General features: G+C 50.4%; 10 protein-coding genes. 7 read left to right on the plus strand and 3 right to left on the minus strand.

From position 1 onward, the window contains the following. Positions 1–139 precede the first annotated feature (139 nt). Both SIB66_RS05510 and SIB66_RS05515 read right to left on the minus strand, forming a co-directional pair. Positions 140–1,015: a formylglycine-generating enzyme family protein gene (locus SIB66_RS05510; RefSeq protein WP_236070237.1), complete on the minus strand. Its 876-nt coding sequence runs from the start codon at positions 1,013–1,015 to the stop codon at positions 140–142. 97 nt (positions 1,016–1,112) lie between these two features. Beyond that, positions 1,113–3,320 carry an arylsulfatase gene (locus SIB66_RS05515; protein ID WP_236070236.1) on the minus strand — a complete coding sequence of 736 codons (2,208 nt, stop codon included), beginning with the start codon at positions 3,318–3,320 and terminating at the stop codon, positions 1,113–1,115. 616 nt (positions 3,321–3,936) lie between these two features. Between SIB66_RS05515 and SIB66_RS05520 the strand changes: the two genes are divergently transcribed. The 4 genes from SIB66_RS05520 (at position 3,937) to rpiA (ending at position 8,423) form a co-directional block, all read left to right on the plus strand. Then, entirely contained in the window at positions 3,937–4,938 is a 1,002-nt protein-coding gene (locus SIB66_RS05520; RefSeq protein ID WP_063406343.1) for a hypothetical protein, read from the plus strand. A gap of 40 nt (positions 4,939–4,978) precedes the next feature. Beyond that, positions 4,979–5,971, plus strand: a complete 993-nt coding sequence (locus SIB66_RS05525; protein ID WP_063406342.1) for a hypothetical protein — start codon at positions 4,979–4,981, stop codon at positions 5,969–5,971. A 535-nt stretch (positions 5,972–6,506) separates the two neighbouring features. Then, the gene (locus tag SIB66_RS05530) at positions 6,507–7,664 is read left to right on the plus strand and encodes a trypsin-like peptidase domain-containing protein (RefSeq protein ID WP_155724633.1); all 1,158 of its coding nucleotides are present in this window, start codon (positions 6,507–6,509) and stop codon (positions 7,662–7,664) included. A gap of 42 nt (positions 7,665–7,706) precedes the next feature. Next, a complete protein-coding gene (gene rpiA / locus SIB66_RS05535; RefSeq protein WP_063406341.1) occupies positions 7,707–8,423 on the plus strand; it encodes a ribose-5-phosphate isomerase RpiA in 717 nt (238 codons plus the stop codon). A gap of 5 nt (positions 8,424–8,428) precedes the next feature. Here rpiA and hisD read toward each other — a convergent pair whose 3' ends face one another. After that, complete coding sequence (gene hisD, locus SIB66_RS05540) at positions 8,429–9,757, minus strand: histidinol dehydrogenase (RefSeq protein WP_063406340.1); 1,329 nt, start codon at positions 9,755–9,757, stop codon at positions 8,429–8,431. A gap of 130 nt (positions 9,758–9,887) precedes the next feature. Here hisD and rpsT point away from each other — a divergent pair, with 130 nt between their 5' ends. The 3 genes from rpsT (at position 9,888) to rpoB (ending at position 14,648) form a co-directional block, all read left to right on the plus strand. Further along, complete coding sequence (gene rpsT / locus SIB66_RS05545) at positions 9,888–10,190, plus strand: 30S ribosomal protein S20 (protein ID WP_011825111.1); 303 nt, start codon at positions 9,888–9,890, stop codon at positions 10,188–10,190. 47 nt (positions 10,191–10,237) lie between these two features. After that, positions 10,238–11,071, plus strand: coding sequence for a TatD family hydrolase (locus SIB66_RS05550; protein WP_063421620.1), 834 nt, complete (start codon positions 10,238–10,240; stop codon positions 11,069–11,071). Positions 11,072–11,354: 283 nt separating this feature from the next. Further along, positions 11,355–14,648 carry a DNA-directed RNA polymerase subunit beta gene (gene rpoB, locus SIB66_RS05555; protein WP_063406387.1) on the plus strand — a complete coding sequence of 1,098 codons (3,294 nt, stop codon included), beginning with the start codon at positions 11,355–11,357 and terminating at the stop codon, positions 14,646–14,648. The last annotated feature ends 30 nt before the right edge of the window (positions 14,649–14,678 follow it).

Consider the following 14,678-nt stretch of genomic DNA (forward strand, 5'->3'; position numbering starts at 1 on the left):
AGGACAAACAAGAGTGAGACTATGGAATATTGTTATCAAAACTGACTGACCTGGATTAATCTTTTGTTGCGAACCGCGTACGATTGCAGTTGAAATTTGTCCTAGGGATGGGGTTGATGCTTTTTAAGTGAGTCAGCAATCAAGGCCCTCCTTTTGCACAGCGAAAGCCCATATGACACGTTGCAGTGTCTATTGTTTGACCTTGTAGTGCAGAGGGTCGATAACGTACGCAGTAATTATCTGCGCAGAGAAACGATCCGCCTTTGATAATTCTCCGTTCCTGTTGATCTGTCGCCACGGGATAAATAGAGTTGGTCCATTCCCACACATTGCCGCAAACATCCAACAGTCCATAGCCGTTAGCAGGAAAGCTGCCAACGGGCGAGGTCCAGAACCAGCCGTCTAGCTCTTCGTTGTGCCAAGGGAAAGAACCTTGCCAGATGTTCGCCATCCATCGGTTATTGGGAGTGAGTTCATTCCCCCAGGCGTATTGGGCATCGACAAGACCTCCGCGGGCGGCGACTTCCCACTCTTCAGCAGAGGGGAGACGCTTGCCAGCCCAATGGGCATAGGCGATGGCGTCGGCGTAGGCGACATGCACGACAGGGTGATCATCAAGGCCATCGATCGTGCTTTCGGGTCCTTGGGGATGTCGCCAGTCAGCCCCAGCCACGAGCGACCACCAGCTCAAGGGTTTGCTGCGATCCAACGTTGCTGGAGGCGGTTGAAAGACAACTGATTCAGGGATGCGTTCCTCGGGCGCTAGATCGGGATAGAGCGTTGGATCAGGTGGCAGCTCCGAGACTGTGAGATGTTGCGTGGCGTTGACGAAAGCTCGGAACTGGGCATTGGTGACTGGCCCTATGTCGATCTGGAATGAGTCAAGCTGCACTTCTCGTGCGGGTGTTTCCTCCGGATAGCAGCGGACTGAACCATCCGGATAGCAGCGATCACAGCCAACTCGATAGAGCCCTGAAGGGATGGTTACCATCTCTACTGGCAAAGATGTGGTCACAATGAAAGTCTGCAGGTGGAAATGTGTCCATCTTTATTGTTGCCTGAAAGCCAAGATGGCTAAGTGTGAGCACATTCAGAGTGCCTAACCAATGTCACTATGGATAGATCTCCAATGTCACTTTGTTGATGGTCCCATTGAAGGCACTGAAACGCTGATCTCCAATCACTCGTTGAGTAACAGGTGATCCACGATCCATGCCAACATCAGCACCTTCATCAATCGAAAAACGTGTACCAACAGTTGCATCAACCCTGCCAGTTGATGTGACTTTGTCATCAACTAGCAATCGTACATCTGCACCCTTACCAGCGCCTCCCCCGTCGTAATCCATCTCAAAGCGAATTTTTCTGTTGCCAGAAGAGATTTTCTTGTTGCTGCGGAAGGTATGAAGACTGCCCAGGTAATTATAGGCATAGGCAGGATAACCATCTTCTATATAAAGTGACCATCCGCCAAAGCGGCTCCCTTGGGCCATGATCACGCCGTTGGCATCTTGGCTTGAGTCAATGTCTACCTTGGCTGTAATGCTGTTGGAAACATTCTTGACATTTAGGATGGCATCCTCAACAAGATTCCAGGAGCCTGGGTAGAGATCAAGTTGTGTCCTCGACGAGCCCATGATCGTTGGCCGGCCTGCAACAGAAGGCACTAAACGTTGCAACAGACGATCATCTAAGGGCAGCACTTGATTGGCGATTGCTTCTTTCAAGAAGAGTCGTTTCATTGCCTCGAGCCGTTCTGGATACTGAGTTGCCAGGTTGTTAGCTAGGCTGAAATCATTGCGCGTATCGTATAACTCCCATCCATCATCTTTGGCGACGCTATGCATCTTCTTGGGTGCTTCCCATGGCAGGCCAACGGTGGCTCTTGCCATCCAGCCATCTTGATAGATTCCACGATTACCAACAACTTCGAAATATTGAACCTTGTGTCGCTCAGGTGCATCAGCGTTGTCGAAAGAATAAATAAGGCTGGTTCCTTGCATCGGGATTTGTGCAATCCCATTGATCTGTTCAGGCATGGGTAAGCCAGCAGCTTCAAGGATTGTTGGCGCAACATCAATTACATGGGAGAATTGATCGCGTATCTCTCCTTTTGATTTGATGGCCTCAGGCCAATGAATCACAGTGCCATTGCGTGTACCGCCAAAATCTCCGGCAATTTGTTTGGTAAATGCAAATGGAGTATCAAAGGCAATCGCCCAGCCGACTGCCATATGTGGATAGGTGTTTTGATCACCCCAATTGTCATAATGTTCTAACTGAGCCTCAAGTGTTTCAGGGATGCCGTTAAACATGTGCCCCCAGTTCCAGTTGCCGGTTTGGTTTCCTTCTGAACTTGTGCCGTTATCACCACTGATATAAATAACCAGCGTGTTGTCAAGTTCACCAAGCTCATCAATGGCTTGGATCAGTCGCCCAGCTTGATAGTCTGTGTATTCTGTGAAAGCTGCGAACACCTCTGCTTGTCGTGCAAACATGCGTTTTTGTACATCACTAAGATCATCCCAGTTCGGCACACTCGATGGTTTTTTTGCCAGTTTTGTGTTTGGGGGTACAACACCTTTTGCGATCTGATTTGCGAGCGTTTCTTCTCGAATAACATCCCATCCCTTATCAAACTTTCCCTTGTACTTTTTAATCCATTCCGGTCTTACATGGTGTGGTGCATGTGAGCCAGCAGATGCATAATAGATAAAGAAAGGCTTGTCTGGGCGCAGTCCCTGTTGTTGGCGCATCCAGGCAATAGCCTGATCTGTCATGTCTTCAAGGAAGTGGTAATCCTCTCGATCTGGGTAATCAATGATTGTGACCCCATCGTGGAGTGATGGCTCATACATATTTTCTTCTGCGCCGATGAAGCCATAAAATTTTTCAAATCCCTGTCTGGTTGGCCAGCGGGTTTGTGGGCCCGCAGCAGTGGTCTCACGGCCAGGGGTTTCATGCCATTTACCAAAAGCGCCTGTGTTGTAGCCATTGAGCCTTAGGATCTCGGCTACAGGTTCGGCATAGTTAGGCACAAATGTGGTATTCCCCGCATATCCAGTCGCAATTTCAGGGATTGAACCCATGTTCATCACATGGTGATTACGGCCTGCTTTAAGAGCAGCTCGTGTAGGTGCACATAGGGCTGAAGTATGAAATCGGTTATAACTCAGTCCATTGTCTGCTAGTTCCTGCAGGGCCGGCATTTGCACCACTCCGCCAAAGGGCGAAGGAGCACCAAAGCCAACATCATCCAACAAGATGACAACAACATTGGGTGCTCCTTTGGGTGCCTCGACGACATGTTGTCGTGGCATTTTGACTTGACTCGGTAAGCGTTTGTGAACCTTCTGAGGATATGGATCTGCGATCGGAAGTCGCCGGCGATTAATCCCTTCTGCGTTGGCGGCGGATGTTGCTGTGAAACTTATGATACATGCAAGCCAAAGAAGCATCCTGAATTTCATGTTTGCTTTGAAGTGGGAATTTTTTTATTGTTGATCACCATTTAACAGGGATGAGTCCATAGCTGTTTGTGGATCCAGGTCGACTTGTTGCTAAATTTCAAAAAAATGCAAGGATTTGATCGAAAGAAGTCTTTCTCAAGTTATTGAAGAGACAAGGGAATGCAACTTGTTTAATGATCTCATCAATCGTTGATGAGACTGGCCCATTACCTATTCATGCCTGAACAGTACTAGGATAATATCACTTTCCAATGATGCCTTGACGCGCTGATTTGTTTCGTCTTATTTGCTATCAAAAACGAAGTTTAAGAGCCATTTGCTCTTCTCTATTTATTGACGGGAGCATCCTGGGGAGGTGATCAATGATGGGTTCTGGATTGCTGGTTTGATTCATCGCTTTTTCTTAACGCTTAATAGGAATTTTCTTTTAAAAGAGGGGATAACATTCGCAAAATCTTTTTAACCAATGGTCAGAATTGCTCCCGTAGCATTACCACTAAGACGATCTGTGCTGACTGCAGGAGCTGCCCTCAGTGCCATGGTCATGCAACCGTCTTTTGCTGAGCAGCATGATATTGATACTGAGCAGCCATTTGATTTCTCGGCGTTAACCATTCAAGAGGAGATCGCTCAAGCAGATTCTGCAGACCCTGAATCGAGCTCACAAGCGAACCTAGAGGCTGGAGCAGATCAAGGCAACACGGAAGATTTGGCCAAGCAGGCCCAGAATCCAATTGCGAGCATGATCAGCTTCCCGATTCAGTGGAATGCTACGCCTGGAACTCAATGGGCACCTTCATTAATTGACCCGTCGGCACGTGATAATCGCACGCAAAATGTTGTCAATGTGCAGCCTGTTGTCCCATTCAAGGTCAGCAATGACCTCACCTTGGTCACGCGGACGATTGTGCCAATTGTCAATCAGCCATGGGCTGACGGAGTGGACTTTACAGCCATAGGAGATATCAATCCGAGTGTTTTCTTTGTACCAACTCTTAAGGGGAATCTTACGGTTGGCCTTGGGCCAACTTTGATCATGCCATCGGCAACCGATATTCGCATTAGTTCCCAGCGTTGGAGTGCTGGGCCTTCCGCAGTTTTCGTTTATAGCAAAGGCCCATGGGTTCTGGGAGGCCTTGCTAATAATGTTTGGTCCTTTTCAGGACGTGGTGGCAAAGATGTGAATAAGCTTTTGATCCAGCCATTTCTTAACTACAACATGCCGAATGGCTGGTATTTTACGAGTTCACCAATCATCACGAATGACTGGAATGCAGATGATGGCAAGGGTTGGATGGTTCCTATTGGAGCTGGGATAGGTAGAGTCTTTAAAATTGGCGATCAACCTGTTAATGCTTCGCTAAGTGCCTATTGGAATGCTGTAAGGCCGGAAATTTTTGGAGAAAAACTTCAAGGTGATTTTACGATCCGCACTCAGATTCAGTTCCTTTTCCCAAAAGGTAGCTGAAAAGTATTCTTTTTATTACTCTCCCCGCTAATATAAAAACATGACACCTTCACGACCTCTAATAGCACTGATTGCAATTTCTACTTTTTCAATGTTGTCTTCTGAGGCCTTTGCAGAGCAATCTTTGTATGAGCGCAACCCTGAGCAGGGGCTTGTCTTAGTTTCGCTTGAACCAGATCAGCTTGAAGATGATGAGGTGGTTGAAGAAAATGAGGATCGATTGGAAGAGGATGATTGGAGAGTGTATTTAGACCTTTATGGATTCCTGCCATTATCGACAACTGGAGACATTACTATCAATGGAAATACTGCGCCTATAGACTCAAGTCTTGCCGATGTTTTGGCTACCGTTACAGGACTTTTTACAGGAAGGGCTTCTGTGGAATATGGGCGGCTGGGCTTCATGGCTGGGATTATTTATGGCACTTCGTCTGAGAATCAGAGTGGTACAAATAGCTTTGATGGTGAAAAGCTTAATCCTCCAATTGACGGACTCAATCTTAATAGTCAATCGACTACAAATTTTAATCAGTCTATCATTGATCTTGCCTTGCGCTATCGCGCTGGTGCCATTGAACAGCCAGTCATGAAAACAGGAGACTCCACTTTTATAGGTTTTGTTGGTGCACGAATCATTGATGCAGGCATGGACATGGATATGTCTTTAGCAGCGGATGTCAAAGTGAATGGCAGGACGTTAACAAAGAAGGAAATACCAGAGTTGGAGAAGAACGCGAGCGGATCGATTGATCGCACCTGGGCTCAACCATTACTTGGCATGCAGGTGACTTATGCGATGAGTCCAGAATGGCAGGCTTTTATGAGGTTGGATGCGGGAGGGTTCGGTCTTTCTGGCAAGAAGGATCTTTCTGGAACTGCTCAGGCAGGACTTGCTTATACAGTGGGTAATTCAGCGCAATTAACTCTTTCCTGGAAGTACTTTGGCCTTGAGTACGCTGGTTATAATACTGACAATAGCTATAGTAATTATCAGAATGGTGTCAACCTTGGCTTGAGATGGTTTTTCCCTTAATGCTCTTTAGTTGGTCCTATTCTGCTTTCGATGTCTTGTCTCTATCAGTTGCTTGTATTGCTATCTCTTGATGTATAGAGATTGATATTACTGGGAAACTAATGCGAGTTTTGCTCCTTTATACATCACGGTTGCTATGTGTTATCCCTTCTTAAGTTTTGCAGTTCTTCTAATCCTTGCGTTTTGAGCAAAGCTAACTTGCCTTAATTAGTGGGAGTGATTTGTATGATCTTCTATTGCTTATACTGTGGATGGTAGGGCAAGGCTTGATGCCAATTTTCTTCTGCCATCGAAGAACGAATGCGTTTGTCTTTAGGTGGTTTTGTGCTGGCGATTATTTGTGATTTTATTGATATAGCATTGAATTTCTGGAGTTTCTTTGCTGATCATTTCTTGTTGGAGCCGGTCTAATGGTTTTTTGGCCTCAAATCATTAGCCACCTCATAGGCACGCAAAGTATTGATTTCAGCATTCTTCTGGCAGATCGGTTGCGCAGCTTTGCCTTGCTCCTCTGTTTCGGCTTAGCCTCGCGGTCATGATCTCTTTCAGATTGTTGCTGCAACAGGGTTGCATTGTTTTGAAGCGCTTTTGGGGATTGTTTTTGATGTCCGTGCTGTTCCCTCTTGCTGCAGGGGTTCAGCCTGTTTGGGCTTTGTCTGGTTTAGATGGGACGACTAGCCATAACTTCGTTGCTGATGCGGTAAGTCAGGTAGCGCCTGCAGTGGTTCGCATTGATACGGAACGCACTGTGCAACGTCAGCCTTTTGATCCCACCCTGATTGATCCCTTGCTCAGAGATCTCTTGGGCGAGCCAGGAATTGGGCCAGAGCGTGAGCGCGGTCAGGGTTCGGGTGTCGTGATCGATGACCAGGGGTTGGTGCTGACCAATGCCCACGTGGTTGAACGGGTGGATGCGGTCAGCGTCACCCTTGCCGATGGAGATCAACACGATGGTTCGGTTGTCGGGACGGATCCTGTTACTGATCTTGCTCTTGTGAGACTGGATGGGGGCACACGTCCCGAGGCCGCCCCTCTCGGAGATTCTGATGCGCTTGAGGTAGGCGATTGGGCGATCGCTCTTGGTACCCCCTATGGCCTTGAACGCACCGTCACCCTTGGCATTGTTAGCAGCCTGCATCGCAATATCAGCAGCCTTGGCTTCTCTGATAAACGTCTGGATTTGATTCAGACCGATGCCGCGATTAACCCTGGCAATTCCGGTGGTCCACTCGTGAATGGTCGTGGTGAGGTGATCGGTATCAATACACTGGTTCGTTCTGGTCCAGGCGCTGGTTTGGGATTTGCTATCCCGATCAATTTGGCTCGACATGTTTCTGAGCAGCTTTTGACCAGTGGGGAGGTGGTTCATCCTTATTTGGGTGTCCAATTGGTGCCGCTGACAGCTCGTATTGCCAGGGAGCACAATCGTGATCCGAATTCGCTGGTGGAATTACCCGAACGCTTTGGGGCACTTGTGCAGAGTGTTTTGCCGGATAGCCCGGCGGAACGCGCTGGTTTGCGGCGTGGTGATCTTGTGATTGCGGCAGCTGAAACATCAGTCTCTGATCCACAAACTCTGCTTAAACAGGTTGATCAGGCTGAGATCGGTGTCCCCTTCTCATTAAGGATCATGCGCAATGGTCAAGAGATGAGCCTTTCGGTGAATCCAGCCGCATTACCTGGCCTTAGTTGAAACCCTTGCCCTTGCTACCGTCGCGCCGATGATTCAGAAACGATGGCGGACCTTCAAACTCAGATGAAGCAAGCGGTGGCGGCAGCCGCTGTGGAGCAGATCAAAGATGGCATGGTTCTTGGTTTGGGTTCAGGCTCGACGGCAGCTCTGATGATCCAGGCTCTTGGTGCCAAGCTGGCCAGTGGTGAGCTTCGGGACATTGTTGGCGTTACCACCTCTTTCCAAGGCGAAGTGATGGCTGCGGAGTTGGGGATTCCCTTGCGCAACCTCACGGCCGTGGATCGCATCGACTTGGCGATCGATGGAGCTGATGAAGTTGATCCCTCTTTTCAGTTAATTAAAGGTGGCGGGGCCTGCCATGTGCAGGAGAAGCTTGTCGCCAGTAGAGCGGATCGCTTTGTGGTTGTTGTTGATTCCACAAAGATTGTTGATCGGCTCAACCTTGGTTTTTTACTTCCGGTTGAGGTCTTGCCTGGTGCTTGGCGACAGGTGCAGGGTCGCTTCGCTGAGTTGGGCGGTATCGCTGATTTGCGAATGGCTCAGTGCAAGGCCGGTCCTGTGGTCACCGATCAGGGCAATCTCGTTTTGGATGTAAGCATGGCCGGAGGTATTGGTGACCCTGAGGATCTGGAGTGTCGAATTAACAATCTTCCGGGTGTCTTGGAGAACGGTTTGTTCGTCAATCTCACCGATGAAGTTTTGGTTGGCCAGATTAGTGATGGTGTTGCGGGAGTGCGTCGTCTACAGCGCCTCGAGTAGAGATGTTATTCGAAGCGGATACGCACGGATTCAGCATGGCTGTGCAAGCCTTCGCTGCTGGCCAATTCCCTTACGGCGTTAGCAGTGGCCTCAAGGGCAGATCGATTGAATTCGATCAGAGAGGTGTGCCGCAGAAATGTTTCCACGCTCAGGGCGCCGCTGAAGCGGGCCGTTCCGCATGTCGGTAGTGTGTGGTTTGGTCCGGCTAGATAGTCGCCTACCGCTTCAGGGGTCCAGGGGCCGATGAAGATGGCGCCGGCATTTTTGATGCGGTCGGCAATGGCGTGCGGGTGCTCGACCAATAACTCCAAGTGCTCAGGTGCGAAGTGATCGCTGAGTTGAGCGCATCTTTCCAGGCTTTCACAGATCACGACCAGCCCCCAGTTGCTTAAAGAGGCTCGGCAGATCTGCTCACGAGGGTGACCCTTAAGCTGAGCCTCCAGATGGGATGGGAGCTGTTCGGCGAGGCTTGCTTCGGTGGTTAGTAGTACTGCAGCAGCAAGTGGATCGTGTTCTGATTGTGCCAGTAGGTCGGCGGCCACCTGCTCAACACGAGCACTCTGGTCGGCGATTACTAAAACCTCACTTGGGCCGGCGAGCGAATCAATGCCCACTTGCCCGTAGACGGCCTTTTTCGCAAGGGTGACGTACAGATTGCCAGGCCCGCTGATCACATCGACCTTTGGCACGGTTTCAGTGCCAAAGGCCAGGGCTGCGATGGCCTGGGCACCACCGAGACGCAAGACCTCACGAATTCCTGCTAGGTGTGCGGCGGCTAGAACGGTTCTGTTGATCTGACCATCCCTTCCCGCGGGTGAAGTCATCACCAGCTGCTCCACACCGGCTACTTGGGCTGGGACTGCATTCATCAGCACTGTGCTCGGATAGGCAGCTCGGCCTCCTGGGATGTAGATCCCGGCTTTCTCTACAGGGCGCCAGCGGCGGCCCAATTTTTCGCCGTGGATGCCTTGCACCATCAGGTCATCCGGTCGCTGATGCTGATGGAAATCCTGGATACGGCGATAGGCCAGCTCCAGAGCAGATTGAAGTTTTTGGGGAGTTTTTCGCCAGGCGTCTTCCAACTCTTCTGGAGCTACGGTCAATGGCTCTGGACGAAAACCGTCAAAGCGCTCGGTCAAGGTGATCAGGGCTTGGTCCCCTTGGCTGCGAACTGTGTCGAGGATGTCCTCCACCGTCGCCATGGCTTGCTTTTGAGAATTGCCGGTAGAGCGGTTGGCCAGCCGCTCTAGTTCACGCTTGGCTTGTTGCCGATCCCGAACACAATGAATCAGGGTTGAGGGAGTCTCTGACTCGGCCTGGCCGCTTTGTGTCAAAGTCTGCAACCTGAATATCTGAAATCAAGTTAGGGCTTGCTCTTCTGGCTTGTCTTAAAGCGCTTGTAATGGCATTTCAAAAATTGGTGCTGGGTTAATGTGATGGATTATTGAATCAGCGTAAGCATCTGTGGCCAATAACAAGTCTTCCAAGAAGCGTGTTCAGATTGCCGAGCGCAACCGTCTTGAGAACAAGTCGTATAAATCGGCCATGCGCACATTAATGAAGCGTTGCTTCAGCGCTTGTAGTAATTATTCTCAGCAGCCTGGCGAGACAGCTAAAGCGAATGTGAAGGCCAGCATTGATTCGGCTTTCAGCAAAATTGATAAGGCGGTGAAACGTGGAGTTCTGCATCGCAACACCGCTGCCCATCAGAAGTCTCGTCTTAGTGCAGCGGTAAAGCAGGCGATTGAACCGGCGCCAAGCACTTAGGGGTGATTTGGCATGGGCCCTTGTGAAAGGGCTTGTTCTTTCCCTTGATGAGGAAAGGCCTGCACAATGGGGCCAAAGATGCGTTTTGGGTTCTGGTGTCGTCTCCGATTCTTATCGATAGTCATTGTCACATCGTCTTTCGCAATTTCGATGATGATCTCGATGAGGTAGCTGCACGCTGGCGACAGGCGGGCGTAGCGAGTCTGCTGCATGCGTGCGTGGAACCCGCAGAGATTCCTGCGATTCGTGCTTTGGCGGATCGTTTCCCTGAACTGCGCTATTCAGTGGGGGTTCATCCCCTCGACACGCAGCATTGGAATCCTCAGACGCAGTCGCTGTTGCGAGATGCAGCTCTTGAAGATCCAAGGGTGGTGGCTATTGGTGAACTCGGGCTTGATCTTTACCGGGATTCAAACCTTGAACAGCAGTTGGCTGTGCTGAGACCGCAGTTGGACTTGGCCACGGAGTTAGATCTACCCGTGATCATTCATTGTCGTGATGCATTTGATCCCATGACGTTGGAGTTGCGTCAGCGTCAGAAGGAGGATCGTTGCCCTAGGGGGGTGATGCATTGCTGGGGCGGCACACCAGAGGATATGGAGGTCTGCTTGGATCTTGGTCTTTACATCAGTTTCAGTGGCACAGTCACCTTCCCGAAGGCTGAGGCCATTCACGCCTGCGCGCGCGAAGTTCCGCAGAATCGTTTTCTAGTCGAGACGGATTGTCCGTTTCTGGCTCCAGTGCCTCGTAGGGGTAAGCGCAATGAGCCTGCCTACGTCGAAGCTGTGGCTTCTCGGGTGGCTGAGCTTCGAGGGGAGTCTTTGGCCTTCGTTGCAAGCAGTAGCACGGCTAATGCAAGACGATTGTTTTCTTTGCCCTGATCTCAAGACATTGGACAGGCGTTTGGCGGTCTACAAGTGTAAAATTATTGACTGGTCTGGCCATGATGCAGTTCTTCTGCGTCCCTGCCGCCCGAAGCGCCCATTGTCTTCTGGTGCATTGTTGACGTCAGTCTTTTTGACTCGAGATCTCTGAGCCCATGAGTACGGCAGCAGCTCCTTGGTACAGGGAGCTGCTGCCGCTGCCTTTTGTGCTGCCGACTCGGATCTAGGCCCGTCGATTGTTCAGGTCTTCCAATTTCACTTCTCAACTGCAGGTCTCCGCATGAGCAGCAGCGCGATTCAGGTCGCCAAGACCGCCACCTACCTGCCTGATCTCGTTGAAGTTCAGAGGGCGAGCTTCAAGTGGTTTCTTGATGAGGGCTTGATCGAGGAATTGGATAGCTTTTCTCCGATCACTGATTACACAGGCAAGCTTGAACTCCATTTTGTTGGCAATGAATACCGATTGAAGCGGCCTCGCCACGATGTTGAAGAGGCCAAGCGCCGTGATGCGACTTTCGCCTCGCAGATGTATGTGACCTGTCGCTTAGTGAATAAGGAAACAGGTGAGATTAAGGAGCAGGAGGTGTTTATTGGCGAGCTTCCTCTGATGACTGAGCGAGGTACGTTCATTATCAATGGTGCAGAGAGGGTTATTGTTAATCAGATTGTGCGCAGCCCAGGGGTATATTTTAAGGATGAACAGGATAAGAATGGACGACGAACATATAATGCCAGTGTTATCCCTAACCGTGGTGCCTGGCTAAAGTTCGAAACAGATAAAAACGACCTTCTGCATGTGCGTGTTGATAAAACACGCAAAATTAATGCCCATGTTTTAATGCGGGCCATGGGGCTATCAGATAACGATGTAATCGATAAGCTTCGTCACCCCGAGTATTACAAGAAGTCTATTGAGGCTGCAAATGAGGAAGGAATTAGTTCAGAGGATCAGGCTTTGCTTGAGCTTTATAAAAAGCTTCGTCCTGGTGAGCCTCCTTCAGTAAGCGGTGGACAACAGCTTCTGCAGACCCGATTTTTTGATCCCAAGCGTTACGACCTTGGCCGAGTTGGCCGTTACAAGATTAATAAAAAGCTGCGTCTAACAATCCCGGATACGGTGCGGACCCTCACCCATGAGGATGTGCTCTCAACCCTTGATTATCTGATCAATTTAGAACTCGATGTGGGTGGTGCCAGCCTTGATGACATTGATCACCTGGGCAATCGTCGAGTGCGTTCAGTGGGTGAACTTTTGCAGAACCAGGTCCGGGTTGGTCTCAATCGCCTGGAGAGGATCATCAAAGAACGGATGACGGTGGGGGAGACCGATTCGCTCACGCCAGCTCAGTTGGTGAACCCCAAGCCTCTCGTTGCAGCTGTTAAGGAGTTCTTCGGTTCCAGTCAGCTGAGTCAGTTCATGGATCAGACGAATCCATTGGCTGAGCTCACCCACAAACGTCGTATCTCAGCTCTGGGGCCAGGGGGCCTCACTAGGGAGCGTGCTGGCTTCGCGGTGCGTGATATTCACCCCTCCCATTATGGCCGTCTCTGCCCAATTGAGACACCGGAAGGCCCGAATGCAGGTTTGATCAATTCACTGGCTACCCACGCTCGGGTCAATCAGTATGGCTTTATTGAGACTCCCTTCTGGAAGGTTGAGAACGGTCGCCTGATCAAGGAGGGAGACCCCATCTATTTATCAGCCGATCTTGAGGATGAGTGTCGTGTGGCTCCTGGTGATGTGGCCACTGATGCCGATGGACAGATTCTCGCTGAATTAATTCCGGTGCGTTATCGCCAGGACTTCGAAAAAGTTCCACCTGAGCAGGTGGATTATGTGCAGCTCTCGCCGGTGCAGGTGATCTCTGTCGCCACCTCTTTGATTCCTTTCCTCGAGCACGATGACGCCAATAGGGCTCTGATGGGATCAAATATGCAACGGCAGGCCGTACCACTTTTGCGGCCTGAGCGCCCTTTGGTGGGGACGGGCCTCGAAACTCAGGTGGCTCGGGATTCCGGGATGGTGCCCATCTCCCGTGTCAATGGCATGGTCACATTCGTGGATGCCACTGCGATCATCGTCCGGGATGAGGATGGGGTTGATCACACCCACTACCTGCAGAAGTATCAGCGTTCAAATCAGGACACCTGTCTTAATCAGCGTCCGATTGTCTGCCAGGGTGATCCGGTGATCGTGGGTCAGGTTCTCGCGGATGGTTCGGCTTGTGAAGGCGGTGAAATTGCTTTAGGTCAGAACGTTTTGGTCGCCTATATGCCTTGGGAGGGTTACAACTACGAGGACGCTATTCTTGTCAGCGAACGCCTAGTTAAGGACGACCTCTACACCTCGGTGCATATCGAGAAGTATGAGATCGAGGCACGACAGACAAAGCTTGGTCCCGAGGAGATCACCAGGGAGATACCCAATGTTGCCGAGGAAAGCCTTGGCAATCTTGATGAAATGGGCATCATTCGCATCGGTGCTTTTGTCGAGAGCGGCGACATTCTGGTGGGCAAAGTGACACCTAAAGGTGAGTCAGATCAGCCTCCAGAAGAGAAGCTTTTGCGTGCCATTTTTGGTGAAAAAGCGCGCGATGTGCGTGATAACTCTCTACGCGTTCCCAGCACTGAACGAGGACGAGTTGTGGACGTTCGTATTTACACTCGTGAACAGGGTGATGAGCTTCCCCCTGGCGCCAATATGGTCGCTCGAGTGTATGTGGCTCAGCGTCGCAAGATCCAGGTTGGCGACAAGATGGCCGGTCGCCACGGCAATAAAGGCATCATCAGTCGCATTCTGCCCCGCGAAGACATGCCTTTTCTGCCCGATGGCACTCCAGTTGACATCGTTTTGAATCCTTTGGGCGTCCCCAGCCGGATGAATGTGGGTCAGGTGTTTGAGTGCTTAATGGGATGGGCAGCATCCAATCTCGACTGTCGGGTCAAGGTGGTGCCTTTTGATGAAATGTATGGAGCTGAAAAGTCCCAGCAGACAGTGGAGGCTTATCTCAAGGAAGCTGCCAAACAGCCAGGTAAGGAGTGGGTCTACAACCCTGACAATCCTGGCAAGCTTCAATTGATTGATGGACGTTCGGGTGAACCTTTCGACCAGCCGGTGACCGTTGGTTATGCACAGATTCTGAAGCTTGTTCATTTGGTTGATGACAAGATCCATGCTCGCTCAACAGGTCCTTATTCACTGGTAACCCAGCAACCTCTTGGCGGTAAGGCTCAACAAGGTGGCCAACGTTTAGGTGAGATGGAGGTGTGGGCTCTGGAGGCCTATGGCGCCGCTTACACCCTGCAGGAGCTGCTTACTGTTAAATCAGACGATATGCAGGGTCGGAATGAAGCTCTCAACGCAATCGTTAAGGGCAAGCCTATCCCCAGGCCGGGGACACCCGAGTCTTTCAAGGTCTTGATGCGTGAGCTTCAGTCTCTAGGGCTCGATATCGCTGTTTATACCGATGAAGGTAAAGAAGTGGATCTGATGCAGGATGTGAACCCTCGCCGTAGTACTCCTAGTCGACCCACTTACGAATCTCTTGGAGTAGCGGATTACGACGAAGATTAACGGCCTTACCTAACTGCTTTTCGTTTCACA

It is taken from the genome of Prochlorococcus sp. MIT 1318, from assembly GCF_047304505.1.
Taxonomy (GTDB): domain Bacteria; phylum Cyanobacteriota; class Cyanobacteriia; order PCC-6307; family Cyanobiaceae; genus Prochlorococcus; species Prochlorococcus marinus_D.

Excerpts from the sequence above, each read along its gene's own strand:
- SIB66_RS05515 (WP_236070236.1), bottom strand. The coding sequence starts at position 3,320 with ATGCCACGACAACATGTCGTCGAGGCACCCAAAGGAGCACCCAATGTT.
- SIB66_RS05520 (WP_063406343.1), top strand. The coding sequence starts at position 3,937 with ATGGTCAGAATTGCTCCCGTAGCATTACCACTAAGACGATCTGTGCTG.
- SIB66_RS05525 (WP_063406342.1), top strand. The coding sequence starts at position 4,979 with ATGACACCTTCACGACCTCTAATAGCACTGATTGCAATTTCTACTTTT.
- SIB66_RS05530 (WP_155724633.1), top strand. The coding sequence starts at position 6,507 with ATGATCTCTTTCAGATTGTTGCTGCAACAGGGTTGCATTGTTTTGAAG.
- rpiA (WP_063406341.1), top strand. The coding sequence starts at position 7,707 with ATGGCGGACCTTCAAACTCAGATGAAGCAAGCGGTGGCGGCAGCCGCT.
- SIB66_RS05550 (WP_063421620.1), top strand. The coding sequence starts at position 10,238 with ATGAGGAAAGGCCTGCACAATGGGGCCAAAGATGCGTTTTGGGTTCTG.
- rpoB (WP_063406387.1), top strand. The coding sequence starts at position 11,355 with ATGAGCAGCAGCGCGATTCAGGTCGCCAAGACCGCCACCTACCTGCCT.